This is a genomic window from Pseudarthrobacter cremeus (assembly GCF_051857465.1).
Classification (GTDB): domain Bacteria; phylum Actinomycetota; class Actinomycetes; order Actinomycetales; family Micrococcaceae; genus Arthrobacter.
Genome location: NZ_JBPZHC010000011.1, coordinates 109,566 through 134,252, shown reverse-complemented (window position 1 = coordinate 134,252; position 24,687 = coordinate 109,566). Strand labels below are relative to the sequence as shown.

Genomic DNA, 24,687 nt, shown 5'->3' with positions numbered 1-24,687 from the left:
GCGCGCCGCACGGTTACGGTGGCCGCCTGCGCCCCGAAGTGCCCGATTCCCTTGAATTACCGGAGAAAATACAGGCAAGCCTTCGATAAGACAAATGAGGTGACAAATCAAGGTGATGAAGATCACACGTCACGGCGGTCGCACAAAGGGCCCTGGGCCACAGGAAAATCCGGGCTTTCCGCCGGGAGGCCCCAAGACGTGTGCGTGGCAAGATGTAGCCATGAGCATTCCGGCTATCGAACTGATGACATCCCTGCGCTCCGGCCACGCCACCTCACCCCGCCTCACCTGGTACGGACCGGACTCGGAGCGGGTGGAACTCTCGGGCAGGGTCCTGGACAACTGGGTGGCAAAGACGAGCAACCTCCTGCAGGACGAGCTGGATGCCGAGCCCGGAATGCGGATCAGCCTTTCGCTCCCGGCGCACTGGAAGTCACTCATCTGGGCACTTGCCGCGTGGCAGCTGGGCATGGAGACCGTCCTTGACGGGGGCGACGCGGACCTGCTGGTGACCGATGACCCGGGAAAGGTCCCGGGAAAGCACGACGCCGTCATCGCCGTCGCGCTGCCGGCCCTGGCCATGCGGTGGCCGGGAGAACTCCCTGCCGGGGTGATCGACTTCGCCTCCGAAGTCCGCATGCATGGAGATGTCTTTATGCCCCACAGCGACCCTTCGGCGGACGCCGTCGCCGTGCAGGGCCGCGACGGCCGGCGGCACCTCCACGAAGACCTTGTTACCGGATTCGCCTCCCCGCACGAGGACGGCGTCCGGCTGTTGGTCCATGCCGCCAAAGGTTTGGAACCCGCCTTGGCAGACTCGCTTGGAGCCTGGGACAACGGCGGCTCAGTGGTGCTGGTCCATCCGGACGTGGAGCTGACGGACAAGCTGCTGGCTGCGGAGCGCGTCCACGGCGAATAGCGGCCGAAGGCCGGTAGTGGTCACCTTCGCAGGCCTGAAGCCGCGGCGTTAGGGCCACGCAATCCTTCCAGGCCTGGCAATCCCGCCAGGGCTGCAATCCCACTAGGGCTGGTGGGGGCTTTCGGCTTCCTCGTCGGCCAGCTCGCCGGGCTTGGTGGCTACCGCAGCAGGGGCTTTGCCGTGGTGGTGCGCCTCGATGAGTTCGTGGTCGTGCGAGAACTCCGGTTCCTGGTCCAGCTCTTCGTTGAAGACCCAGAAACGGTAGGCGAAGAACCTGAAGATGGTGCCGAGGACAAGGCCTACGACGCTGCCCGCGATGAAGAGCGATGGCTTGTCGTTCAGGTCAAGAATGTATTTGGCGAACCAGACGCAGCCCGAGGCGATCAGGAGGCCCACTATGTTCATCACGGCAAAAAGCGCTGCCTCGCGGGCAACGTTGGCTTGTTTGCGGTGCCGGAACGTCCAATACCGGTTGGCAACCCAGGAGAAGATGCTGGCCACAACTGTGGCCCAGGCCTTGGCCCACACCTCGCTGTTGTGCATCGGACCGGTGAACAGCCAGATGAAGACCGCCGAGTCAATGACGAAGGCCACACCGCCGACGGCACCGAATTTGGCCACCTCGCGCCAGAAGAGCGAGGCCAGTCCCCGTATTCGATCTGCAAGTGAGCTAAGCATGACCCTCCAAGGCCGTCCGATTGTGGGCCACACGGCCAGAGGTCCATTTTAGCCCCGAAATTCGGGTACCGGCCCCACCCGACGGGAGAAGCGGGGGAAGGATTACCTGAAATCCGGCCCCCTCGAGGTCCGAAAGCCGGGATCCGTTGAGCTTTTCTGTAGGCTGGCATATGTGACTTTTCCAGTAATCGGCGTGGTTGGCGGCGGCCAACTCGCGCGCATGATGGCCCCCGCCGCCACAGCCCTCGGCTTTGAGCTCCGTGTCCTCGCTGAGGCCGAGGACGTTTCGGCGGTCTCTGCCGTATCCACTTCACCGGTGGGTGACTACAAGGACCTGCAGACGCTGCTCGACTTCGCGGACGGCCTGGATGTCATGACGTTTGACCACGAGCACGTCCCCAGTGACCACCTCCGCGCGCTTCTGGCAGCCGGGGTGAACGTCCAGCCCAGCCCCGACGCCCTGGTGAACGCACAGGACAAGCTGGTGATGAGGGCCGCCATCGACAACATGGGTTTGCCGAATCCGCGATGGGCTGCGGTTCAGGATGTGGCCGCACTGGTTGAATTCGGCGACCTGATTGGCTGGCCGGTGGTCCTGAAGATGCCCCGCGGCGGCTATGACGGCAAGGGTGTGCGGATTATTGACTCCGCAGAGGACGCCGCCGAAGCTGCAGGATGGTTCGAAGCCATGAGCCCGCTGCTCGCCGAAGCGAAGGTGGACTTCAGCCGTGAGTTGTCCGCTCTGGTGGCACGCACACCAAGCGGGGAATCCCGGGCATGGCCCGTAGTACACACGATCCAGGTGGACGGCGTATGCGACGAAGTCATAGCCCCGGCCCTGGCTATCCCTATCGATGTCGCCGCTGCGGCCGAGGACGCGGCACTGCGAATCGCCGGTGAGCTCGGAGTGACCGGAGTCATGGCCGTGGAACTCTTTGAAACACCCGGAAGCGGGGCAGGCTTCCTCATTAACGAACTGGCCATGCGGCCCCACAACACCGGCCACTGGACCCAGGACGGTTCAGTCACCAGCCAGTTTGAACAGCACCTGCGTGCCGTCCTGGACCTTCCGCTCGGCGCCACGGACGTGCTGGGCCCGGTGGTGGTGATGAAGAACTTCCTCGGTGGCGAGAACCAGGACCTGTTCTCCGCTTTCCCGGCCGCCCTCGCCAGCGAACCTGCAGCCAAGGTCCACTGCTACGGCAAGTCGGTGCGGCCCGGCCGAAAGATCGGCCATGTCAACCTGGTGGGTGCCTCCACCGGTGATGTCGACTCGGTCCGGCAGCGCGCCACCAGAGTTGCTGCCATCATCCGTGACGGCCGGATGCCGGCCGAAGAAACAGCACGAATTTCCGAGGAGACCGCATGAGCACCGATGCCACGTCCAATACGGCTGACACAGCCATCCGTCCCCTCGTCGGGCTTGTGATGGGTTCGGATTCGGATTGGCCCGTCATGGAGGCCGCTGCCGATGCGCTGGCAGAGTTCGGCATACCTTTTGAAGCTGATGTTGTTTCCGCGCACCGGATGCCTGCGGAAATGATCCGCTACGGCCAGACTGCCCACGAGCGCGGGTTGCGGGTCATCATTGCCGGTGCCGGCGGGGCTGCGCACCTTCCTGGCATGCTGGCGAGCGTTACCCCCCTGCCTGTCATTGGCGTGCCGGTGCCGCTGAAGACCCTCGACGGAATGGATTCCCTGCTCTCCATTGTGCAGATGCCGGCCGGAGTCCCGGTGGCCACCGTTTCGATCGCGGGGGCACGGAATGCCGGCCTCCTGGCCGTCCGGATTTTGGCCGCAGGCACGGACACGCTGGCTGCATCGCTCCGGGCCGACCTCCTCGATTTCGCGCAGGAACTGAACGATGCCGCCACCCGGAAGGGAGCCAATCTCCGCCAGAAAGTCAGTGAGGTCTTCGCTGATGGCAATGGTCTGCTCCGAGGCAGCAGCTAAGGTATCCGGAACATGTCCAGAAGCGAACTGCAGCAGCCAACAGCCGGAACGTCCATGACCGATCCTGTGCGGTATCCATCCGCGGCATCGGAGCCTGTACGGACCAAAAGGGCCTTCGTCCTGGTCCTGATGACCCTCCTGGTGCCCGGCAGCGCCCAGATTGTGGCCGGCGACCGCCGGATCGGCCGCATCGCCCTGCGGGTAACCCTCGTCGTCTGGGCCCTGTTGCTGGCCGCCGTGCTGCTGTTGGTCCTGAACCGGGCCCTGCTGATCAACATCATCACCAACCAGTTCGCCTCCCTCGTCATCATCCTGGTCCTCGTAGCGCTCGCACTGGGTTGGGCGCTGCTGTTCATCAACACCCTCCGGCTGATCCGCCCGGTCCTGCTGGCTCCCAAAGCCCGTCCCGCCGTCGTCATCGCCCTGGTTCTTGCCCTGGTCCTGAGCAGCGGCAGCCTGGCATACGCGGCGTACCTGCTCAACGTTGGCCGGAACGCGATTGGCAGCATCTTCTCCGCCGGGCCTGCGATCGACCCTGTGGACGGACGCTATAACTTCCTGATGATGGGCGGCGACGCCGGCGACGACCGTACCGGCCGGCGCCCTGACAGCCTGTCCGTGATCAGCGTTGACGCCAAGACCGGCCGGTCCGCCATTATCTCCATCCCCCGCAACCTCCAGAACGCACAGTTCAGCGAGGACTCCCCGATGCGGAAGATCTACCCCGACGGCTACGACTGCGGCGATGAGTGCCTCATCAACGCCGTCAATACCGAGGTCACCAATAAGTACAAGGACCTCTATCCCGGTGTTGAAGACCCCGGCGCGCGGGCCACCCTGGAGGCGGTTTCCGGCACCCTCGGAATCAAGGTCCAGGCGTACGTCCTGGTGGACATGGACGGCTTCGCGAAACTCATTGACGCCATGGGCGGCATCCGGATCAAAGCCGGCGGCTGGGTCCCGATCAGCGGCGAGACCATTGACGAAGCCAGCGGCATCCACGGCATGCCGCTGGGCTGGATCCCGGCCGGCGACAATACCCTGGACGGCTTCCACGCGCTCTGGTACGGCCGCTCGCGCGAATTCGTCGACGACTACGCCCGCATCGCCCGCCAGCAGTGCGTCCAGCAGGCCATGCTCAAGCAGCTGGATCCGGCCACGCTCCTGGCCAAGTTCGAGGACATCGTCAAGGCCGGCACCAAGGTGGTGGACTCGAACATCTCCTCGTCGCAGCTGGGAAGTTTTGTGGACCTCGCCATGAAAGCCAAGGGCCAGGACGTCAAGCGGCTCACCATCGGGCCACCCGATTTTGACGCATCGTTCTCCACCGTTCCCGACTTCGACGTCATCCACGACAAAGTAAGCCAACTGCTCGCCTCGGCGTCGGGACCCCAGGCTGCTGCAGGGACGGGCGGAACGCGGGCCGACGGCCTGCAGGCCGACTCGATGGTCCAGGCATCCGCAGCGGGCGGACGCCTGCAGGCCTCAGGCCTGCCGCCGGCCGCTGCCCCGCTGGCAGCGGGATGGAACCCCGCCCAGCAGAGTCCGGCGCCGCCGTCGGACTTCACCCCCGTCACCACAACGCCCGACGGCGAGCCGATCACCGAGGAGTTGCTGAACCAGCTCAAGAGCGAAGGCGACGAGCAGGCGCTCCGTGAACTGGTGGCCACCAACGGCCAGTGCGCCCCGCTGTAAGGTTCGCTGCCCGCTCCGCTGAGAGAAACCGACTGCAAGCCCGTAGGCCTTAAGACCAAGAAATGGATCCCAGCCGTGTACGAAATTGAAAATGCCCTCCGCGATTACGCCTGGGGCTCCACCACGGCCATCGCTGACCTGCTGGGGCGCCCGGAGTCCGGCAACCCGGAAGCCGAACTCTGGATCGGGGCCCACCCGGGCGACGCTTCCCTGGTCCGCCGCCCGGATGGCTCCGACATTCCGATGGATCAGCTGATCGCCGAAGATCCGGAGCATTTCCTGGGCAGCGAATCCGTGGCCGAGTTCGGCCCCCGGCTTCCGTTCCTGACCAAGATCCTTGCTGCTTCCCAGCCGTTGTCCCTCCAGGTTCACCCCAGCATTGAGCAAGCCAAAGCCGGTTTCGCGCGCGAAAACGCAGCAGGCGTCGGGCTGGATGAGTCCCACCGCAACTACCGCGATGACAACCACAAGCCGGAGATGATTTTCGCGCTCACGCCGTTCGAGGCATTGTGCGGGTTCCGGCCGCCAGCCGAGACCCGCAAGATCCTGGGCCACCTGGCGGCAGCCTTTGATCCGGCAGAAACGGAAATCCCGCCCCTGCTCACAGCACTGCTGGAGGATCTGGGCGGCCCCAACGAGGAAGCAGGCCTCCGGAAAGCCTTCGAGCGGCTGATTTCAGGAGGCGAGGCCGTTTCACATGCCACCTCCATGGTGGCGGCTGCGCTGGTCTCGGGGGCGCCGCTGATGCCCTACCAGAACGAACTGTCCACGGTTGTCAGCCTCAACGAGAAGTACCCCGGCGATCCGGGCGTCCTGATCTCGCTGCTGCTCAACAGGATTTCCCTGGCCCCGGGCGAAGCCGTCTACCTTCCGGCGGGAAACGTCCACGCCTACCTGCATGGCATGGGCGTGGAAGTCATGGCCTCCTCCGACAACGTGCTCCGCGGCGGTCTGACGCCGAAGTTCATTGATGTGCCCGAGCTCCTGCGCACAGTCGAGTTCAAGCCGGTGTCCGTGCCGATGCTCACCCCTGAAATTTCCGGTCTCGGCCAGGAGCTCTATCAGCCGCCGTTCAGGGAGTTCCAGCTTCAGCGGATCGAACTGGCTCCCGGCGGGGCTCCGGTTCCCCTGGCACAGGCCGGTGCCGCCGTCGTCATTGTGGTTCAAGGATCAATCTACCTGGACTCACCCAAGGGGGACCTGCAGCTGGCGCGGGGCGGCAGCGCCTTCCTGCCGGCGTCGGAAGCTCCGGTCAATGTCCACCCCGTGGCAGGGTCGGACGAACCGGCCGTCGCTTTTGCCGTGACCACGTCCATGAAGGCCTGACCGGTGGAGTATTTCCTGCAGACTCAGGCCTGGGCGGACACGCTGTCCTCCCTCGGCCGCACCGTCCATCAGCAGTCCGGCCCCGGCTGGAGCTTCCTGGCGGTCGAGGAAAAGAATGCCGCCGGCAAGGTGCTGTATGCGCCTTACGGGCCAGTCGCCTCGTCGTCCGCCGCGTTCGACGCCGCCCTCGCGGCTTTGGTGGAAACAGCGCGTTCCTGCGGGGCCGTGTTTGTCCGCATCGAGCCTGTTTCTGCCGGGCTTGAGCCGGCGTCCGCTGCCGCGGAACTGGGCCGGCGGGGCCTGCAGCCCGCCCCGGTGAACCAGCAGCCTGAACTCACATGGATCGTGGACCTCGACCGCGATTTCAAGGAGGTCCTGGCGGAGATGAAGCCCGTCAACCGGAACCTCTACCGGAACATCCACAAAAAAGGTGTCACTTTCCGGTCTTCGCAGGACCCGGACGAAATCGGGATCCTGCTCGACTTCCTCCACATGACAGCGCGCCGCAACGGGTTCAAGCCCCAAAGCGACGAGTACCTGACCCGGGTTGCAGCATCCCTGATGCCGGCCGGGGCGGCCACGCTTTTTGTTGCCGACCTCCATGGTGAACCCATTGCGGCAGCGCTGGCTTACGATTCCGCCGACACCCGCACCTATGCCCACGCCGCCCTCGATGACACCCACCGTAAGCTCAGTGCCGGCATCCCGCTCCTGGTAACGCTGATGGCCGACGCCAAGGACAAGGGCCTGAAGCACGTGGACCTGTGGGGTGTGGCGCCGGCGGATGCGCCGGACCACAAATGGGCAGGCTTCACCTCGTTCAAGAAGTCCTTCGGCGGCTACGAGGCGGCGTACCCGGGCACCTGGGACCTCCCGGTGAAGAAGCTCCGCTACAACGCCTACCAGTCGGCCCGCAAGCTGAGGGACAGGCTCACCTCGCTCACATCAGCCCTTCGCGCGCGAATGGCGAAGCAGCACTGAGTCCACCCGAACCACCAACAACTGAGGCCCTGGATCCGTGTGGATCCAGGGCCTCAGATGTTCGTTCCGCGGAGTGCAGGAACTCCTAGTTCTTGCGGGCGTAGCCTTCCCATTTGCTGGCCTGGTGCTCGCCGTCGACAAAGCGGATGGTGCCGGACTTGGAGCGCATCACGATGGACTGCGTCAGGACCGTGTTCTTGGAGTAGCGGACACCCTTGAGGAGGTCGCCGTCGGTGATGCCCGTAGCCGCGAAGTAGCAGTTGTCGCTGGAGACGAGGTCGTTGGTGGAGAGCACGCGGTCCAGGTCGTGGCCGGCATCGATGGCCTTCTGCTTCTCGTCGTCGCTGGTGGGCCAGAGGCGGCCCTGGATGACGCCGCCGAGGGACTTGATGGCACACGCGGCGACGATGCCTTCCGGCGTGCCGCCGATCCCCATCAGGGCGTCGACGCCGGTGCCGGAGCGGGCTGCGGCGATGGCTCCTGCAACGTCGCCGTCCATGATGAACTTGGTGCGCGCGCCGGCTTCGCGGATCTCTTCAACCAGCGGGCGGTGGCGGTCGCGGTCCAGGATCATGACGTTGAGCTGGTTGACCTTTACGCCCTTGGCCTTGGCGATCAGGTGCAGGTTCTGCTTGACCGGCAGGCGGAGGTCAACCATGTCGGCTGCTTCCGGGCCGGTGACGAGCTTCTCCATGTAGAAGACGGCGGAGGGGTCGAACATCGATCCGCGCTCAGCGACTGCCAGGACAGCCAGTGCATTGTTGATGCCCAGCGCGGTCAGGCGGGTTCCGTCGATGGGGTCCACCGCGACGTCGCACTCCGGGCCGGTGCCGTCACCAACGTGTTCGCCGTTGAACAGCATGGGGGCTTCGTCTTTTTCGCCTTCGCCGATGACCACAACGCCGTTGAAGTGGACCGTGCCAAGGAAGGAGCGCATGGCGTCGACGGCGGCGCCGTCGGCCTTGTTCTTATCGCCGAAGCCCACCCAGTGGCCGCCGGCGATGGCCGCGGCTTCGGTGACGCGGACGAGTTCGAGTGCAAGGTTGCGGTCCGGCTCGTCGATTCCCACGGCCAGGGACGGGGAGATCGTGGAATACTGCTGGGTCATGGGCGTAGGTGACACGTGAACCTCTTCTTCGAGTGGCGATCATTGGACCCGCTCGGCCGGATTCAGCCATGCGGTGATTCCTCTGGTACTGATCATAGTCGCGGCGCCATCTTCCGGGCGCGCCATGACGCGGCCCCGCAACATGGCACCCCCGGACCCTGTCCGTAGGCCCGAATGTGAGTTGGGCCCGTCCATGCGCGACTATAGAGGGGTGAGTGAAATGCAGGAAAAAACCAACCCGGCGCCAGATCCCTCCGACCCTGGACGCCCGGGCGAGGATGTCCGCGCGGGCGAATCCGGCCCCGTACGCCCCGTCATTCCGGCTGCCGCGGCGAAGCGCGCCAATGCATCCGTGATCGGCATGATCGTTGCCCTGGTTGTCAGCATCGCCGCGTTCCTGCCCATCGTCTTGATGAATCCGCTTCCCAAGAGCGATGGCTTTCGGCCCAATATTGACGTCAGCGAGGTGGCCCGGAACGCCACGGATGTGGCGGGATTCACACCGGTGGCGCCCGAAACAGGCGGCGCCTTTACGTCCAACTACGCCCGGTGGGAGTCCGGCAGCGGCAGCGGCGTTCCCACTTGGGAAGTGGGGTTCCTGACGCCCAAGGATTCCTTCATCGGCCTGGTCCAGACCCGCCAGCCCAACCCCACCTGGCTCGTCCAGCAGACCAAGAGCGCCCCCGTCACCGGCAAACGCAGTGCCGGCGGACAGGAATGGGAACTGCGGGACACCGGCAAGGGTGAGAAGAGCATGGTCCTCAATTACCGCGGGACCACCGTTGTCCTGACGGGAAGTGCCCAGCTGGACGAGTTCGCTGTCCTGGCGGCCGCCGTCGTGAAGTCCATGGACGCCGCACCGGCCGTCACAGTTTCACCCTCTCCCGGCACGGCCCCGTAAAGTAGGCGCGTGGCTACCTACCTCACCCCCGCACTCGCCTGGCGCCGTCTGCGCGAAGGCAACGAACGTTTTGTCAACGGCGAATCCTCGCACCCGAACCAGGATGCTTCGCGCCGGTCCTCACTTGTTGAGAACCAGCATCCGTTTGCCGTGATCTTCGGCTGCTCCGATTCGAGGCTCGCCGCCGAAATCATCTTCGACCTCGGCCTCGGCGATGCCTTTGTGGTCCGCACGGCAGGCCAGGTCATTGACGACGCCGTCCTGGGGTCGCTGGAATACAGCGTGAGCGTTCTGGGGGTGCCGCTGATCGTGATCCTGGGGCACGACAGCTGCGGCGCGGTCAGTGCCACGAAGGACGCCGTGGAGACGGGGCAGATGCCCACGGGATTCATCAGGGATCTCGTCGAGCGGATCACCCCTTCGGTGCTGACCTCCTTGCGGAATGACCAGCATGAGGTCAACGACATGGTGGTGGAGCACACCAAACAGACGTCGCAGCGCCTGGTGGACAGCTCGCGTGTGATTTCGGACGCAATCGAAAAGGGCCGCGCCGCCGTCATTGGCCTGTCATACAGCTTGGCGGAGGGCCGGGCGAACGTGGTTTCGGGGATCGGCGAGCTTTAACCTCCTGCCCGAACACGGCCCGTAGCATGCGGTTCACGGTTTTAGCCCGGGCCGCCAATCGCCCTAAGCTAGCCCCATGACTTCCACTGAAGAATTCCGCATTGAACACGACACGATGGGCGAAGTCCGCGTCCCCGTGAACGCCCTGTACCGTGCACAGACGCAGCGTGCAGTTGAGAACTTCCCCATTTCCGGCAAGACCCTGGAGCGCGCCCACATCGAGGCGCTCGCCCGGGTCAAGAAGGCTGCTGCCCAGGCCAACGCTGAACTGGGAGTGCTCGACGGCGAGCTCGCCAAGGCCATTGCCGACGCTGCCGATGAGGTGGCTGCCGGCAAGTACGACGGCGACTTCCCCATCGACGTCTTCCAGACCGGTTCCGGCACGTCCTCGAACATGAACACCAACGAGGTTATTGCCGAGCTGGCCAGCCGCGCCCTCAAGGCCGCCGGAAGCGACAAAGTTGTCCACCCGAACGACCACGTCAACGCCTCGCAGTCCTCCAACGACGTCTTCCCCACGTCCGTTCACGTTGCAGCCACCTCGGCCCTGATCAACGACCTCATCCCGGCGCTTGGCTACCTGGCCGAGTCGCTGGAGCGCAAGGCCGTGGAGTTCAAGGACGTCGTCAAGTCCGGCCGCACGCACCTCATGGACGCCACCCCCGTCACCCTTGGCCAGGAATTCGGCGGTTACGCAGCCCAGGTCCGCTACGGCATCGAGCGGATCAACGCCTCGCTCCCCCGCGTTGCTGAAGTTCCGCTCGGCGGCACGGCAGTTGGCACCGGCATCAACACCCCCGCCGGTTTCCCGGAGCGCGTCATCGAGCTGCTCGCCACCGACACCGGACTGCCCCTCACCGAGGCCCGCGACCACTTCGAGGCCCAGGCCAACCGCGACGGCCTCATCGAAGCGTCCAGCCAGCTGCGCAACATCGCGATCTCCTTCATGAAGATCAACAACGACCTCCGCTGGATGGGCTCCGGCCCGAACACCGGCCTCGGCGAAATCGCCATCCCGGACCTGCAGCCCGGCTCCTCAATCATGCCGGGCAAGGTCAACCCTGTCATCTGCGAGGCGTCCATCATGGTCTGCGCCCAGGTCATTGGCAACGACACCGCCATCGCCTGGTCCGGCACCAACGGCGCCTTCGAACTGAACGTCGGCATCCCGGTCATGGCTGCCAACCTGCTCGAATCCGTCCGCCTGCTGGCCAACACCAGCCGCGTCATGGCCGACAAGATGATCGACGGCATCACCGCCAACGTGGAGCGCGCCCGCTTCCTGGCCGAGGCTTCCCCCTCGATCGTCACCCCGCTGAACAAGCACATCGGCTACGAAAACGCGGCCAAGATCGCCAAGAAGGCCGTCGCTGAAGGGCTCACCATCCGCGAGACCGTTATCGCCATGGGCTTCCTCGAGCGCGGCGAGCTGACCGAAGAGCAGCTGGACACCGCCCTGGACGTTATGTCCATGACCCGCCCGCCGCACAAGGCATAGATTTACTGACAGCACGACGTCGGCCGCTCACCTTCCTCCGGAGGTGGGCGGCCGCCGTCGTTAACTGGTCCCCGCGATGGTCCGGTGATGCCCACTAAAGTTGCACTAGGTGTGGTTTAGTGCAAATATTTACTTTGTGACTGAGAGTGCAATTATTGAAGGCGGCCTCCGCGAGCGGAAGCGCGCGGCGACGCGGGCTGCCATTACCGCCGTCGCGCGGAAACTGACCGCCGAACGGGGACTGAACGGCTACACGGTGGAAGAGGTCTGCGAGCAGGCGGATATCTCACGCCGGACGTTCTTCAACTACTTCCCCACCAAAGAAGACGCCATCCTGGGCCACGTGGATGACGAAATTCCTGAAAACGTCATTGAGGATTTCATTTCCCGCGGCGGGTCATCCGCGCCCGGCGATATCTCCCCCACGCTTTTCCAGGATCTGGTGGCGCTCTCCCTGGACCTGTCCGAGAACATGGCTGCTTCCGAAGAGGAGACCCGCCAGCTGATCGGCGTCATCAAGAAGGAACCCCAGCTGATGTTGAAGATCATCGGCGCCACTGAGGAGCGCGAGGCCGAATTCGCCCGCGTCCTGGCCCTCCGCGAAGGCGTTTCCCCAGAGCACCCCGTGGTAAAGATGGCGGTTGTCCTGCTGGGGAACATCGCGCGGAAAACCAGCATGGTCTATTTCTCCGACGGCAATACCCGCCCCTACCGGGAGCTGCTGCTGGAGAACATCTCCGCCGCACGCCAGCTCTTTTCCCAGAACTTTGAAGAACCCGTACCCGCAGAAGGACAGTCATGAGCACCACCCTCAGTCCCAAGGCAGCAGCAGGACCGCTGCTGCTGACCCAGAAACGCATCTGGATCATCTTCTCCGCGCTCATCGCCGGCATGCTGCTCTCCAGCCTGGACCAGACAATCGTTTCAACGGCGATGCCCACCATCGTGGGAAAGCTCGGCGGCGTGGAGCACCAGGCGTGGATCACCACCGCCTACCTGCTGGCCACCACCATCGTGATGCCCATCTACGGCAAGTTCGGTGACATCCTGGGCCGGCGCAACCTCTTCCTGGTAGCCATCGCCCTCTTCACCTTGGCCTCCGTTGGCTGCGCATTGGCTACCGATTTCTGGGGCTTCGTCATCTTCCGCGCCATCCAGGGGCTGGGTGGCGGCGGACTGATGATTCTCTCGCAGGCCATCATTGCCGACATCGTGCCTGCCAAGGACCGCGGCAAGTACATGGGACCGCTGGGTGCCATCTTCGGACTTTCCGCCGTCGCCGGCCCGCTGCTCGGCGGCTTCTTCGTGGATCACATGACCTGGGAGTGGGCCTTCTACATCAACATCCCTATCGGCATCGCTGCTTTCGCCATCGCCTGGTTCACCCTGACCCTGCCGAACAAGAAGGCTGAAAAGCGGATCGACATCCTGGGCGTCGTGCTGCTGTCCGCCGCCACGACCTGCCTCATCTTCTTCACCGATTTTGGTGGCAAGAAGGACGAAGGCTGGGACTCACCCCTGACCTGGGCGTTCGGCGCCGGGCTGGTGGTCTCGGCCGCCGCGTTTGTCATGGTGGAACGCCGCGCGGAGGATCCGATCATTCCTCTGAGCCTGTTCAAGAACCCGATCTTCGTCAACGCCACCGCCATCGGTTTCACCCTGGGCCTGGGCATGTTCTCGGCGATCGCCTTTGTGCCCACCTTCCTGCAGATGTCCTCGGGCACTTCCGCCGCCGAGTCAGGCCTGCTGATGCTGCCGATGATGGTGGGCCTGATGGGCACTTCCATCTACTCGGGAATCCGGATCTCAAAGACCGGCAAGTACAAGATGTTCCCCATCCTTGGCGCGGCCTTCACCATGGCAGCCATGCTCTGGATGACAACCCTTACGGCGGCCACCCCCATCTGGGTCATCTGCGTCCAGCTGTTCATCTTTGGTGCAGGCCTGGGCCTGATCATGCAGGTGGTGGTGCTCGTGGTGCAGAACTCCGTGGCCGCCGACCAGATCGGCACCGCCACCAGCACCAACAACTACTTCCGCGAAGTCGGCGCGGCCATGGGCGTCGCGGTTTTCGGGGCAATCTTCACCAACCGGCTGTCCGAATCCCTGACCACGGCTTTCACGGGGGCCGGCGCGTCGGCTGAGCAGGCCTCCCGGTCCACCAGCACCCTCGATCCGCAGGCCTTGAGCCAGCTTCCGGAGCAGCTGCGGGACGCCATCGTCAACGCCTATGCCGAGTCCTTGGCTCCGGTGTTCTGGTACCTCATCCCGTTCATCGCGGCGGCCCTGCTCCTGGCCATCACCCTCAGGCAGATTCCGTTGTCTGACACCGCAGGAATGGTGGCCCGAGGTGAAGCTGTGGGCGGGGCGGAAGCCGACCGGCTGGAGGCAGAGCATCTGGCTCTGCTTCACGGGAAGGCAGAGAAGGCATCTACCCCCAGGCACAACGGTACTTCAGACGATGCTGCGGGCCACGGCTTAGAGGTCTCGAAAGACGACGACGAACTGGCCTCCCAGCCCCGGTGACCGGAGCGGTCGGTTGACTGAGCCGATTTTTCAGGGCATTCGGGACAACCGACCAGACCGGACCACCGACCAGACCGGACCACCGACCAGACGGGGCGACTGACCAGACGGGGCGACTCACCAAACCGGACGACTCACCAGACGGGACGACTGACAGGCAAGCCGTTGACTCCCTGGCTCACCCTGCAAAAACAGACCCGCAGGGGCGCCGCAATCTTTGGGGGTTGCGGCGCCCCTGTTGTGCGTCAGGCCGCCCCAGCCTGACCGTTACGCGTCCCGCCGGGATTTGGTCTATGGCAATTCAGGGATCTGGGCGCGGCCGCGCTTCGGCGAAGCTGGACTGAGACTGCTTAGCTCCCGAAGCAGGTGTCCCGGCAGTTGTGGTGGTTCCCAGTCGGGGTATTCGCTGGCGTAATGTCTGCCGGTGGGTGAGGTCCAGCCCGGCGGATGGTCTTTGGTGGCCGGGCCGGGTTCCCAGCCGCCGGTGTGCCGCAGCTTGTGGTGTTTCGGGCAGGGCTGGGCGAGGTTGCTGATCCCGGTGCTGCCGCCCTTTGTCCAGGCGAGGAGGTGGTCCGCTTCGTTGTCCAGGGACTGGTTGCTGCAGCCGGGGAACGGGCACTTCCCGTCCCGCAGCCGCAGCCATTGGCGTTGGGCTTTAGTGACCGGGTAGCTGGTCCGGCCGATCTCCAACGGCGCACCGTCCCTGGGATCTATCAGAACGCGGTGGAAGGACGTGGCGCCGTCCGCGATGAGCCTTCGCGCCATGGTGACCGGGATCGGCCCGTACCCGTCCAGCATCGCCGGCTCATCCGTGACACCGAGGAGGGCCACGATGGGCACGGTGAGCAGGACCTGCGCCCGCGGCGAGGGCACCCGCCCCGCGACACGTCCGCCCGTCTGGCTGGCAATTTCCCCTGTGCCGCCGGAGCCGTCGGGAAGCAGGTTGTCAGCGTCGCCGCCGAGGAGGAGGGTCGCGGTGATGTCGGACCGCCTCTGGGTGAGGGTGCGGTCCTCGTCCGGGCCCTGCAACGCCCGGGCCGCCGCGGTTACCCGGTTCCAGATCCCCACGGCCTGATCCGCGGGCAGGTACGCGGACAGCCAGGCCATCCCGTCCCGGTCCGGCCGGTATTCCAGCCGCCGGTCCGCCACCGACCGGGCGTGGCGTTTTTCGATGCTGACCGGGTGGTGCCGTTCCCGCCAGATCCGGGCCTTATGCCGGAACCTGGAGGGAACCAGTTCCCCGGCCGGGCAGCCCCGGTGGGGGTTCTCCACCCCGGGGTCCAAAAAGTGCGCCTCCAACGCCTTCGCGGCGCCGGGGTCCAGATTGGTGGTCTCATCCACCATCACCCGGGCATGCTGCCACGACAACGACCCGGCCGTCAGCGCGGACAGGGTCAACGGCAAACCAGTCGTCAGGGCGTGGGACTCGGACAGCAGGGCTGAGGCGGTCCGTTCGCCGACCGTCAAGGCACACGCGACCTCCGCGACCAACGCCATCTCCTGGGCCGTGGCCTCCTGCGGCGACTGCGCCGGTGCGGCCAACGCCGAGGACACCTCGACTAATTCCGCAATAACGCGGACCTTCTCCGCCGCGGTCCGCGCCTCGCCCCGTGCAATCTCCGCCAGCCGGTCCAGACACTGATCCTTCCGCCGGCGCAAAGGATCCGACGGGAAAAGCACATCGTCCTGAAAATCGGCGTCGCTGGCGCCGCCCTCGAGACTCCCAAAACGTGGGGCCGGGGCAACGGCACGGCCAGCGGCTACGACGGGGGCAACGGCGGACGCCATGATGCGCTCCAACACCTCATCCGCCGTCGTGCTTTCCATACCCCCATCATCCTGCGAGGCACCGACAAAAACAGCGCAGAAAAAGGCCTATGTGGATAACCCGGGAAACTGGTGCAAGCTCAGCAAACAAGCTGGTGACCGGGTGACCACGTCGCCTCAGCGAGCTTCGCTGCGATAAGGCGGGTGGCAGGCAAAGGGACTGAAGCGTCCGCTCAGTCCGGGTAAATCCCGCCGGCAACAGACCTCAGGCAGGCAGCAACATAGCGGCCGCCGCACCAGCCAGCATAAACGGACCGAAAGGTATGGACGACTTCAAAGTGCCGCGGCGTGCCGCAAGCAAGGCAATGGACCACAGTCCCCCCAGCAGGAAGGCTGCGAAGGTACCGGCGAAGATGTGACCCCAGCCGAGGTAGCCCAGGTACATGCCCAGGACTCCGGCCAGCTTCACGTCTCCAAATCCCATTCCGGGCGGGTAAACCAGCCGCAGGACAAAGTAGAACACCCACAGGACAGCTCCCCCGGCGAGAATCCGGAGTGCAGGTACACCCAGGATTTCCGCGCCACCCTCCGGTGCACACCCGGGCGCGGGACCGGCTACAGCCAGCACGATGGCTGCCGTCACCAGCAGCACGCCTGCCACGGCGTAGGAGGGGAAGACGATGCGGTTGGGCAGCAGATGATGGCGCACGTCGATAACGGTCAGGCGGGCGGCCATCACCACAAAGTAGACGCACGCCGCCAGGACCAGCCAGAAGGCCGGCGGGGCCACATCCCAAAGTTCGTCCAGTCGTCGGATCACCCCTCGGATGCTACTGGATTCTGCCCTCACGCCGCAGCGCCCCGCGCGTAAACTGTGGATATGTCGACATGGGACACAAGGCGCCGGCCGGATCCGGACCGCGGCCACGGGTCCGCGGACCTGACCACAGTGTTCCGGAATCTCTGCAGGTCCTCACCCTGGAAGTGGCAAAGCCTGCGCTTCGAATACTGGGACGAGCCGTTTGCCGACGCCCCCGACCCCGCAGCGCCGCTGGTACGCGCCTGGCTGCGCCGGCCGGGCGCGCTGCGCCTGGAAACGGCCGGCGGGCTTGTCCTCCACAGCACTACGGGAATCAACGATTCCAAGGACGGGTTCTACGTCAGTGCCACACGGAAGTCGTGGCTGCTTCCCCCACACCTGGTGGCGCCCGTGTACGACGACGGCGGCCTGGTCAGGCGCCGCCCCGAGGCGGCGTACGGCGAACCAGGCTTCGGTAACGGCCGTTTCTCGGCAGCCCTCGATCCGGTCGAGCTGGCCGGCAACGCTCCGGTCCCCCTTGAATTTCCGGGCAGCAACGCTGTGGAAATCAGCGACGTCCGGCACATTGATCACGAAGGACGGGCGGCGCTCGAGGCTGTCGTCAGGCCCACCGCCGCCTACCACCCTGCTGACTCTGCAGCCCCACTATGCCAGGCCGGCATAAACCGGGTGCGGATTGACCTGGAGACAGCCGTCTGTGTGGCAAGCCGGTCCCTGGAAACCGCAACGTCTGACTACGGACACTGGCTTCGAATCATCGCGGTGGACGAGTACATGCTGGACGACCTCTTCCTGGCGGAGTCCATGAACCTCACTGACGTCCGGCGGCACATCAGCTGGGACATCTCCGCCTGAGCAAGCCTGAGGCAAGGAGTGCGGGGGTCCGTGGGCTAGGCTTCCCTGATGACCGCGCTGACTTCCCTCTGGCCCGTATTCGGCCTCACACTGCGTACACCGCGGCTGACCCTGCGGCCCATAACCGACGAGGATATTCCGGCGGCCGTGGCGGCCGCCCGGAGTGGAATCCACGCCCAGGGCCGGAATCCCTTCAGTATTCCCTGGACGGAACTTCCCGCGGAGGAGCTGGGGCCCAACATGGCACGCTGGTACTGGCGCTGCCGCGGCGGATTCACCCCCGAAGACTGGACGCTGCTCCTGGGGATCTGGCTCGAAGGCGAGTTCATCGGCTGCCAGGACATCGGCGCGAAAGACTTTGCAACGCTCAAGACCGTGAGCACGGGCTCCTGGCTCAAGCAGTCCGTCCAAGGCCAGGGGCTGGGCAAGGAGATGCGCACCGCCGTCGCGCTCTATGCGTTTGACTGGCTCGGCGCAGAGGTTGCGGAGTCGGAAGCTGCCCTGTGGAACGCCGCCTCACTGGGAGTCTCCCGGGCACTTGGCTACGAGCTCAACGGCGTCACCCGGAAATCCTGGGGCGGCAAAGCAGAGGAAGTCCAAAATGTCCGCCTCACCACAGCCAGCTTCAAGCGCCCGTCCTGGACCTTGGGAGTAGAAGGCCACGAAGCCGCGGCCAAGTTCCTCGGCGTCGGCTGAGGGGTCGTTGGCTCCGCCACGCGGCAACACTTCGCCGGCGCTTAGACACGACGCATAGGGGCTACATCGGTCGCTGCGCGACCTCTGGCCCGATGCGCCGGGATGCGCGCATGCCCGAAGCGCCGCCGCCTGACGTGTGCGCCGGTCACCGAAGGGCCGTGGCCCGACGAACGGAACCACGGCCCCTGGCGAACCGTACCCCACGAGCTCAGATCTCAGCACCCTCCAAAAGCTCTGTTACCAGGGCGGCGATGGGCGAGCGCTCGGAGCGGGTCAGCGTGATGTGGCCGAAGAGCGGGTGTCCTTTCAGGGTTTCGACGACGGCGGCGATGCCGTCGTGCCGTCCAACCCGGAGGTTGTCGCGCTGGGCGACGTCGTGGGTGAGGACGATCTTGGAGTTCTGGCCGATGCGGCTCATTACGGTGAGGAGGACGTTTTTCTCCAGTGACTGCGCCTCGTCAACTATCACGAAGGCGTCGTGCAGGGAGCGTCCGCGGATGTGGGTCAGCGGCATCACTTCGAGCATGCCGCGGTCCATGACTTCCTCCACGACTTCCTGGCTGACCAGGGCGCCGAGGGTGTCGAAAACCGCCTGGGCCCAGGGGTTCATTTTCTCCGACTCGGAACCCGGCAGGTAGCCAAGTTCCTGGCCGCCCACAGCGTAGAGCGGGCGGAACACAATGACCTTGCGGTGCTCCCGGCGCTCCAGGACCGCCTCCAGGCCTGCACAGAGGGCAAGAGCGGACTTGCCGGTGCCGGCCCGTCCGCCGAGGGAAACAATGCCGACGGCGGGGTCCATCAGCATGTCGATGGCGAGGCGCTGTTCAGCCGAGCGTCCGTGCAGGCCGAAGACGTCACGGTCCCCCTTGACCAGCCGGACCTGCTTGTCGGCGCCCACACGGCCCAGGGCAGAGCCGCGGTTGGACAGAAGCACCAGGCCGGTGTTGACGGGCATTTCGGCGGCGGCCGGGATGAAGACCGGCTCGTGGCCGTAGAGCGTGGAGATCTCTTCCTCGCTGGCCTCCACCTCCGCGATCCCTGTCCAGCCGGAGTCCTTTACCAGTTCGTTGCGGTACTCGTCGGCAGTCAGCCCCATGGCGGATGCCTTGACTCGCATGGGCAGGTCCTTGGACACCACCGTCACGTTGCGGCCCTCGTTGGCCAGGTTCTTTGCCACAGCCAGGATGCGGCTGTCGTTGTCGCCGCTGCGGAACCCCAGCGGCAGTACCTCGGCGGAAACATGGTTCAGTTCCACCATGAGGGTGCCGCCGTCGTCACCGATGGGGATGGGCTGGCTCAGTCCGCCGTGCTTGACCCGGAGATCATCGAGCAGCCGAAGTGCCTTGCGGGCAAAGTAGCCCAGCTCGGGGTCGTGCCGCTTTCCCTCAAGTTCGGTGATCACCACAATGGGAACAATGACCTCGTGCTCGGCGAAGCGCAGCAGCGCCCGCGGATCCGAGAGCAGAACGGAGGTGTCAATAACGAAGCTGCTAATGGTGGCTTCCCTTCCGGAGACAGCAAAACCGGCCGCAGATCGTTCGTCTGCTGAACCGGTTTGGGGGGTAACTCGCGCGGCGCGAGAGGTAGCTTTCTGTCCCTCGGAAACGACCTCAGGCAGTAGTTCAGAAGTAGCCACATCGACTCCAGCCCCGGGCGCACGCCCGGAATTGTTATTGGTGAGGCGGTTCGGCCTGGAGGCCGGATCCGGCCTCCCATACAACCGGTGCGAAAATCCGCTCCATGTACTGGCCTCCCCGAACAGCCGGCGGTTTTGCCTGCTGATGGTTACAACGTAAATCCACGGCCAATAATTTCCCCTTTCATCCGTCGGCGATTCGTGTTGCCGGCTGGTAAATTCCGAATGAACGGCGACGCTCCTGGACCGGGGGACGCTGAGGCGCCGACGCAACTCAGGTGCCGAAGCGGCGCTGCCTGCCGGCGTAGTCCCGGAGCGCGCGAAGGAAATCGACCTTGCGGAAAGCGGGCCACAGGGCCTCGCAGAAATAGAACTCGCTGTACGCGCTCTGCCACATCAGGAATCCGGACAGCCGCTGCTCCCCTGAAGTTCTGATCACCAGGTCCGGATCCGGTTGGCCCCGGGTGTAGAGGAAGCGGGAAATGTCATCCACGGACAGGGTGTCCGCGAGCGCCGAAATGTCCGAGCCCTTGGCGACGGCGTCGTGCAGCAGTTCGCGCACGGCATCAACGATCTCGCGGCGCCCGCCGTATCCCACCGCCACGTTGACGTGGATTTTTTCGTGCACCGGCGTCCGGGCCGTGAGCTTGTTCAGCCGCTCCGCCAGGTAGTCGGGGAGGAGTTCCGGCGCTCCCATGGCGTTGACCGAAATGTTGGCGTCCTCGTCCAGGCGGTCAAGGGTGTTGGCGATGATTCCCATCAGGAGGTCCAGCTCTTCCGAGGAGCGGCTCATGTTGTCCGTGGAGAGCATGTAGAGCGTCACCACTTTGACCCCAAGCTCCTGGCACCAGCCCAGGAACTCGTGGATCTTATCCGCCCCGGCCTGGTGGCCCTGGCTGGTGGGCGCGTTGAACTGCTTGGCCCAGCGGCGGTTGCCGTCCACCATCACGCCGATATGTCTGGGGATCCGGTCCCCGGCGAGATCCCTGAGCAGCCGCCTCTCGTAGAAGCCATAGAGGAACCCGGGCAATTCCACGAGGAGATTCACCTGACTTCCGTTGCTGTTCGACGGCATTGCACATCCTAGGCTACCGTCCGCGGCCGGCACGATGGCGCCAGTCCCGGCACCTGTGACTCCGGATTTCTTGTTACTCATAGGTAACTTACTGGAACGGAGGATATTCTTGAGGCATGAACAGCCAGACTCCTGACGGCCGCCGCGCCCCCGAATCGGACCGCGGCCCAAGCCCTGTGGATGACGCAGCAGTCCGGCTGGCGGAACTCCTGATGATCAAGCCCAAATGGCGGGGCTGGATCCACACCATCACAGCGCCTCTTGCCCTGGCTGCCGGCATCGTCCTGGTGGTCCTGGCTCCCACTACTGACCGCAAGGTCACCTCCGCCATCTACGCCGCCACCGGGGTCCTGCTTTTTGGCATCAGTGCGATCTATCACCGGGGCAACTGGTCACCGGGTGTGAAGATTGTCCTGAAGCGGCTTGACCACACCAACATCATGCTGGTCATCGCCGGCAGTTACACTCCCCTGGCCTGGTCCCTGCTGGAGCGGCCCAAGGCTGTCCTGCTGCTCTGGGTCATCTGGTCCGGGGCGATCCTGGGGGTCCTCTTCCGGCTGCTTTGGACTGAAGCCCCCCGCTGGCTGTACGTGCCCATCTACATCGCCCTCGGCTGCGGATCGCTCTTCTACCTCCCCGAGTTCTTCGCAGCGAGCGTCCCGGCGGCCATCCTGATCTGTGCAGGCGGCATCCTCTACATCACCGGGGCCGTTTTCTATGCCCTCAAGAAGCCCAACTTCAGCTACGAGCACTTCGGTTTCCATGAGCTGTTCCACGCCCTGACGGTGCTCGCCTTCGGAGCCCATTTCGCGGCAATCCTGATCGCTGTCCTCAGCTGACGCTGCCGAACTCCCGAAGCTGCGTCCGCAGGGCTTCCAGGGTTCCCACCGGGCGTTCGCACACCATATTCCGGCACAGGTACACCAACGGTGCGCCGCCGGGGCCCCTGGGCCTTCCCGCCAGCAAAGGGACGTGGCCGCCCCCGGAAGCCGCGTCCGACGGCGGGGCATCAGCACCGCCGTCGGCCTCCGCACCGCCGTACTCTGCGCTGCCGGCCTCGGCGCCGCCGTCCTCGGCGCCGCCGTTCTCCACTGCGATCACCAGTCCCGGGCTCGCAGAGTTCACAAGTTCCCGGTGCAGTGCCGTCCTTTCGGGGCTGTCAGACCCGACGACGGCGGCCTCCACCGGTCCCGCGAGGGCAGCCTGGGCGGTGGCCAGAAGCCAGCCGGCAACCCGCGGTGCCCGGGTTGCCAGCGGCGGCAGGAGTGAGAGGACGTGTTCGGCCAGGCGGCGGTGTTCGGCTGAACCGGAGAGGGCCGCGTAGCTGAGCAGCGTCCCGGCGAAGGCTGCGGCACCGCTGGGCGTGGCGTTGTCGAACGGGTCCAGCCCGGACTGTCCACCCTGCGCCGCAAGAACCTGGCCGGAACCTCCGGCAGTGTCGACCAGCCGGCCGTCCACGACAAAGCGATGGCAGGCCGCCAGCACCAGCTTTTCCGCGAGGCGGTACCAGCGTGGGCGGCCGGTCACGGCGTAGAGGGCGAACAGTCCCTCAGCGCAAAAGGCGTAGTCCTCAAGCAGCCCGCCAATGCCGCGGGCTGTTCCGGCATGCGACACCCTGACCAGCGCCGGCGCACTGTCCACGGACCCGTCGGCGGAGGGGCGAACCTCAGAGAGTCCAGCGGGCTTCCAGTGGACACGTTCGAGGTACGCAGCGATCGACTCTGACGCTGCCACGAGATCGGCGCGGCCGAGGACGGCCCCGGCTTCTGCCAGGGCTGCCACCGCCAGCCCGTTCCAGCCGGCCACAATTTTCCCGTCCCTTGCCGGCTGCGGGCGCAGTCTCCTTGCGGCAAGCAGGGCTGGCCGCGCCCGCGTCCAGAGATCAGCCGCAGCCCCGAGCAATGGGCTGGCAGGGTGCAGGGGCGAGCCGTAGACGGACACGGTGCCCTCCTCGCCCACGTTCATCAGGGTGGCAACGGCGGCGCCGTCCTCCGCGCCCAGTACTTCCTGAAGCCCGCCCCTGGTCCACAGGTAGCTGGCCCCTTCGTGGTGCTCGCCGTCCGCCAGCGAATCGGCGTCCAGGGAAGATGCGAGCGCCTCGGGATGCGCCTGTCCCCCGGAGTAATTCCCCCCGGCGTCCGAACCTGCAGGCATGGTCCGGGCATCCAGGCCCAGCGAATCAAGCATCCAACCGGCCGTGCGGGCAGCCACCTCCGCGGCCTCGGCTGCGGAAAACACATCGCTGCCGCCCAGGCGGACCCAGTGCACGTAGGCGCGCAGCAGCTGGGCATTGTCGTAGAGCATCTTCTCGAAGTGCGGTACCGACCAGTCCCGCGTCACCGAATACCGGGCGAATCCCCCGTCCAGCTGGTCAAACAACGCAGAACGGGCCATGGCAGCCAGCGTCCGGCCGGCCATGCCCCGGGCGGCGCCGGCTGTATCGGACGGTACCGCCGCGTGCCGGATGAGGAACTCCAGGACGGCCGACGGCGGGAATTTCGGCGCGGCGCCAAAACCGCCGTCGGTCAGGTCTTCTGAGCGCGCCAGCGACGCGACAGCGTCAGGCAAAAGTTCCGGATCCAGCAAAGGAGCGGGCCCGGCAACGGTCACCGCCGCCGCGAGCTGTGCGTCTCCCAGGCCCTGGGCGAGCACCTGTGCGTTGGCCTCCACAGCATCCCGCCGGTCCCGCCACGCGTCCTGAACCGCTTCAAGCACCTGGCGGAAGGAGGGCCGCCCCGGCGTGGGGCGGGGCGGAAAGTAGGTCCCGGCGTGGAATGCCCGGCCGTCCGGGGTGAGGAACACGGACATCGGCCACCCTCCTTCGCCGCTGATGGCCTGGGTGGCGGCCATGTATACGGCATCCACATCGGGGCGTTCTTCGCGGTCCACCTTGATCGCCACAAAATGCGCGTTCAGGTAATCGGCGGTCGCCGGATCCTCAAACGATTCGTGCGCCATGACGTGGCACCAGTGGCAGGCGGCATAACCAATGGAAAGGAAAACGGGGACGTCACGGGAGGCCGCGGCAGCAAAGGCCGCATCGCTAAAAGGCTGCCAGTGCACGGGGTTTCCGGCATGCTGGCGGAGGTACGCGGAGGGTTCAGCGCCCAGCACGTTCTGCCCCGGGTCCTGGGGTCCCGGGCGGGCGCGGTCCCCCGCGTCAGCGTTCTGCGCGGCCTGCATCGCCGTTCGATTCGGGGGCGGCCGGCCGGCCGGCAGCTGCGTGGCCGGCCTCCGTGTTTGTCCCGGCCTGCCCGTACGCGTCAGCGTCGCCGAAGGCCTGAGCCCCGCCGGCGTCAAGAGCCTGCCCGGAGTCAGCACCATCACCATAGGTGGCAGCGTCTTCAGCCTCAATGTCGGCGGCCTCGGCTGCCGCCTGGCGTTCTTCCTCCACCTGGGCGCGGTAACGGACCCGGCGGATCCGGCGGACCATGTCCACAATCAGCAGGGTGGTGGCAAGAACGAAGAAAGCCGTCATGATGAAGCCCCACAGGCCGGGGGTGATCTGGTCCTCGGAAATGCCTTCACGCAGCCCGGGCGTGGGAAGGGGCGAGGGTGTGGTGGCCAGGCTGAGGAGCAAGTGATGCACGGTTTAGACCTTCTGTGGAAACTGGTGGGCAGCCGGCGAC

22 protein-coding genes are annotated in these 24,687 nt (G+C 65.4%); 14 read left to right on the top strand and 8 right to left on the bottom strand.

Features of this window, described 5'->3' with window-relative positions; translation table 11 throughout:
* The first annotated feature begins 220 nt into the window (after nucleotides 1-220).
* Complete coding sequence (locus tag ACS5PJ_RS18765; RefSeq protein ID WP_439436375.1) at nucleotides 221-919, top strand: TIGR03089 family protein; 699 nt, start codon at nucleotides 221-223, stop codon at nucleotides 917-919.
* Nucleotides 920-1,021: 102 nt separating this feature from the next.
* On the opposite strand, the gene ACS5PJ_RS18760 is transcribed toward ACS5PJ_RS18765, so the two are convergent.
* Nucleotides 1,022-1,597: a GtrA family protein gene (locus ACS5PJ_RS18760; RefSeq protein WP_439436374.1), complete on the bottom strand. Its 576-nt coding sequence runs from the start codon at nucleotides 1,595-1,597 to the stop codon at nucleotides 1,022-1,024.
* A gap of 172 nt (nucleotides 1,598-1,769) precedes the next feature.
* Between ACS5PJ_RS18760 and ACS5PJ_RS18755 the strand changes: the two genes are divergently transcribed.
* The 5 genes from ACS5PJ_RS18755 (at nucleotide 1,770) to ACS5PJ_RS18735 (ending at nucleotide 7,552) form a co-directional block, all read left to right on the top strand.
* Entirely contained in the window at nucleotides 1,770-2,966 is a 1,197-nt protein-coding gene (locus ACS5PJ_RS18755) for a 5-(carboxyamino)imidazole ribonucleotide synthase (protein WP_439436373.1), read from the top strand.
* On the top strand, nucleotides 2,963-3,550 hold the full coding sequence (gene purE / locus ACS5PJ_RS18750) for a 5-(carboxyamino)imidazole ribonucleotide mutase (protein ID WP_439436372.1): 588 nt from the start codon (nucleotides 2,963-2,965) through the stop codon (nucleotides 3,548-3,550). Before ACS5PJ_RS18755 ends, purE begins: the two co-directional genes overlap by 4 nt.
* Before the next feature lie 12 nt (nucleotides 3,551-3,562).
* Complete coding sequence (locus ACS5PJ_RS18745; RefSeq protein WP_439436371.1) at nucleotides 3,563-5,245, top strand: LCP family protein; 1,683 nt, start codon at nucleotides 3,563-3,565, stop codon at nucleotides 5,243-5,245.
* A 75-nt stretch (nucleotides 5,246-5,320) separates the two neighbouring features.
* The gene (manA, locus tag ACS5PJ_RS18740) at nucleotides 5,321-6,571 is read left to right on the top strand and encodes a mannose-6-phosphate isomerase, class I (protein ID WP_439436370.1); all 1,251 of its coding nucleotides are present in this window, start codon (nucleotides 5,321-5,323) and stop codon (nucleotides 6,569-6,571) included.
* A gap of 3 nt (nucleotides 6,572-6,574) precedes the next feature.
* Nucleotides 6,575-7,552 (top strand): lipid II:glycine glycyltransferase FemX, encoded by a 978-nt coding sequence (locus ACS5PJ_RS18735; RefSeq protein ID WP_439436369.1) that lies wholly within the window; start codon nucleotides 6,575-6,577, stop codon nucleotides 7,550-7,552.
* 85 nt (nucleotides 7,553-7,637) lie between these two features.
* Here ACS5PJ_RS18735 and glpX read toward each other — a convergent pair whose 3' ends face one another.
* Nucleotides 7,638-8,660 (bottom strand): class II fructose-bisphosphatase, encoded by a 1,023-nt coding sequence (glpX, locus tag ACS5PJ_RS18730; protein ID WP_181365305.1) that lies wholly within the window; start codon nucleotides 8,658-8,660, stop codon nucleotides 7,638-7,640.
* A gap of 220 nt (nucleotides 8,661-8,880) precedes the next feature.
* On the opposite strand from glpX, the gene ACS5PJ_RS18725 reads away from it, so the two are divergent.
* From ACS5PJ_RS18725 to ACS5PJ_RS18705, 5 genes are all read left to right on the top strand, one after another.
* Nucleotides 8,881-9,561: a DUF4245 domain-containing protein gene (locus tag ACS5PJ_RS18725; protein ID WP_439436420.1), complete on the top strand. Its 681-nt coding sequence runs from the start codon at nucleotides 8,881-8,883 to the stop codon at nucleotides 9,559-9,561.
* A 9-nt stretch (nucleotides 9,562-9,570) separates the two neighbouring features.
* Nucleotides 9,571-10,185 (top strand): carbonic anhydrase, encoded by a 615-nt coding sequence (locus tag ACS5PJ_RS18720; protein ID WP_439436368.1) that lies wholly within the window; start codon nucleotides 9,571-9,573, stop codon nucleotides 10,183-10,185.
* A 76-nt stretch (nucleotides 10,186-10,261) separates the two neighbouring features.
* The gene (locus tag ACS5PJ_RS18715; RefSeq protein ID WP_439436367.1) at nucleotides 10,262-11,683 is read left to right on the top strand and encodes a class II fumarate hydratase; all 1,422 of its coding nucleotides are present in this window, start codon (nucleotides 10,262-10,264) and stop codon (nucleotides 11,681-11,683) included.
* Nucleotides 11,684-11,819: 136 nt separating this feature from the next.
* Nucleotides 11,820-12,485 (top strand): TetR/AcrR family transcriptional regulator, encoded by a 666-nt coding sequence (locus ACS5PJ_RS18710; RefSeq protein WP_439436366.1) that lies wholly within the window; start codon nucleotides 11,820-11,822, stop codon nucleotides 12,483-12,485.
* Complete coding sequence (locus tag ACS5PJ_RS18705) at nucleotides 12,482-14,209, top strand: MDR family MFS transporter (RefSeq protein ID WP_439436365.1); 1,728 nt, start codon at nucleotides 12,482-12,484, stop codon at nucleotides 14,207-14,209. The genes ACS5PJ_RS18710 and ACS5PJ_RS18705 overlap by 4 nt, the downstream gene beginning before the upstream one ends.
* A 291-nt stretch (nucleotides 14,210-14,500) precedes the next feature.
* Here the strand turns inward: ACS5PJ_RS18705 and ACS5PJ_RS18700 are convergent, their stop codons facing one another.
* On the bottom strand, nucleotides 14,501-16,036 hold the full coding sequence (locus tag ACS5PJ_RS18700; RefSeq protein WP_439436364.1) for an HNH endonuclease signature motif containing protein: 1,536 nt from the start codon (nucleotides 16,034-16,036) through the stop codon (nucleotides 14,501-14,503).
* Between the two features lie 205 nt (nucleotides 16,037-16,241).
* A complete protein-coding gene (locus tag ACS5PJ_RS18695; protein WP_439436363.1) occupies nucleotides 16,242-16,796 on the bottom strand; it encodes a prepilin peptidase in 555 nt (184 codons plus the stop codon).
* A 60-nt stretch (nucleotides 16,797-16,856) separates the two neighbouring features.
* Between ACS5PJ_RS18695 and ACS5PJ_RS18690 the strand changes: the two genes are divergently transcribed.
* Together ACS5PJ_RS18690 and ACS5PJ_RS18685 are read left to right on the top strand one after the other, a co-directional pair.
* Nucleotides 16,857-17,651, top strand: a complete 795-nt coding sequence (locus ACS5PJ_RS18690; RefSeq protein WP_439436362.1) for a hypothetical protein — start codon at nucleotides 16,857-16,859, stop codon at nucleotides 17,649-17,651.
* A gap of 48 nt (nucleotides 17,652-17,699) precedes the next feature.
* Nucleotides 17,700-18,347, top strand: coding sequence for a GNAT family N-acetyltransferase (locus tag ACS5PJ_RS18685; RefSeq protein WP_439436361.1), 648 nt, complete (start codon nucleotides 17,700-17,702; stop codon nucleotides 18,345-18,347).
* Between the two features lie 208 nt (nucleotides 18,348-18,555).
* Here the strand turns inward: ACS5PJ_RS18685 and phoH2 are convergent, their stop codons facing one another.
* Nucleotides 18,556-19,983, bottom strand: coding sequence for an RNA 5'-3' helicase PhoH2 (gene phoH2, locus ACS5PJ_RS18680; RefSeq protein WP_439436360.1), 1,428 nt, complete (start codon nucleotides 19,981-19,983; stop codon nucleotides 18,556-18,558).
* 274 nt (nucleotides 19,984-20,257) lie between these two features.
* Nucleotides 20,258-21,019, bottom strand: coding sequence for an isoprenyl transferase (locus ACS5PJ_RS18675; protein ID WP_354147340.1), 762 nt, complete (start codon nucleotides 21,017-21,019; stop codon nucleotides 20,258-20,260).
* A gap of 155 nt (nucleotides 21,020-21,174) precedes the next feature.
* On the opposite strand from ACS5PJ_RS18675, the gene trhA reads away from it, so the two are divergent.
* Nucleotides 21,175-21,897: a PAQR family membrane homeostasis protein TrhA gene (gene trhA / locus ACS5PJ_RS18670; RefSeq protein WP_439436359.1), complete on the top strand. Its 723-nt coding sequence runs from the start codon at nucleotides 21,175-21,177 to the stop codon at nucleotides 21,895-21,897.
* Here trhA and ACS5PJ_RS18665 read toward each other — a convergent pair.
* Nucleotides 21,890-24,241 (bottom strand): thioredoxin domain-containing protein, encoded by a 2,352-nt coding sequence (locus ACS5PJ_RS18665; protein WP_439436358.1) that lies wholly within the window; start codon nucleotides 24,239-24,241, stop codon nucleotides 21,890-21,892. The two genes, trhA and ACS5PJ_RS18665, sit on opposite strands and share 8 nt — an antisense overlap.
* On the bottom strand, nucleotides 24,219-24,647 hold the full coding sequence (locus tag ACS5PJ_RS18660) for a hypothetical protein (protein ID WP_439436357.1): 429 nt from the start codon (nucleotides 24,645-24,647) through the stop codon (nucleotides 24,219-24,221). The genes ACS5PJ_RS18665 and ACS5PJ_RS18660 overlap by 23 nt, the downstream gene beginning before the upstream one ends.
* Nucleotides 24,648-24,687 lie beyond the last annotated feature (40 nt).

What these genes read in the sequence shown, in the direction of transcription:
- ACS5PJ_RS18745 (WP_439436371.1), top strand. Translation starts at nt 3,563, where the DNA reads ATGTCCAGAAGCGAACTGCAGCAGCCAACAGCCGGAACGTCCATGACC.
- trhA (WP_439436359.1), top strand. Translation starts at nt 21,175, where the DNA reads ATGAACAGCCAGACTCCTGACGGCCGCCGCGCCCCCGAATCGGACCGC.
- ACS5PJ_RS18715 (WP_439436367.1), top strand. Translation starts at nt 10,262, where the DNA reads ATGACTTCCACTGAAGAATTCCGCATTGAACACGACACGATGGGCGAA.
- purE (WP_439436372.1), top strand. Translation starts at nt 2,963, where the DNA reads ATGAGCACCGATGCCACGTCCAATACGGCTGACACAGCCATCCGTCCC.
- ACS5PJ_RS18765 (WP_439436375.1), top strand. Translation starts at nt 221, where the DNA reads ATGAGCATTCCGGCTATCGAACTGATGACATCCCTGCGCTCCGGCCAC.
- ACS5PJ_RS18690 (WP_439436362.1), top strand. Translation starts at nt 16,857, where the DNA reads ATGTCGACATGGGACACAAGGCGCCGGCCGGATCCGGACCGCGGCCAC.
- ACS5PJ_RS18665 (WP_439436358.1), bottom strand. Translation starts at nt 24,241, where the DNA reads ATGCAGGCCGCGCAGAACGCTGACGCGGGGGACCGCGCCCGCCCGGGA.
- glpX (WP_181365305.1), bottom strand. Translation starts at nt 8,660, where the DNA reads ATGACCCAGCAGTATTCCACGATCTCCCCGTCCCTGGCCGTGGGAATC.
- ACS5PJ_RS18685 (WP_439436361.1), top strand. Translation starts at nt 17,700, where the DNA reads ATGACCGCGCTGACTTCCCTCTGGCCCGTATTCGGCCTCACACTGCGT.
- ACS5PJ_RS18760 (WP_439436374.1), bottom strand. Translation starts at nt 1,597, where the DNA reads ATGCTTAGCTCACTTGCAGATCGAATACGGGGACTGGCCTCGCTCTTC.
- ACS5PJ_RS18700 (WP_439436364.1), bottom strand. Translation starts at nt 16,036, where the DNA reads ATGGAAAGCACGACGGCGGATGAGGTGTTGGAGCGCATCATGGCGTCC.
- ACS5PJ_RS18705 (WP_439436365.1), top strand. Translation starts at nt 12,482, where the DNA reads ATGAGCACCACCCTCAGTCCCAAGGCAGCAGCAGGACCGCTGCTGCTG.
- ACS5PJ_RS18725 (WP_439436420.1), top strand. Translation starts at nt 8,881, where the DNA reads ATGCAGGAAAAAACCAACCCGGCGCCAGATCCCTCCGACCCTGGACGC.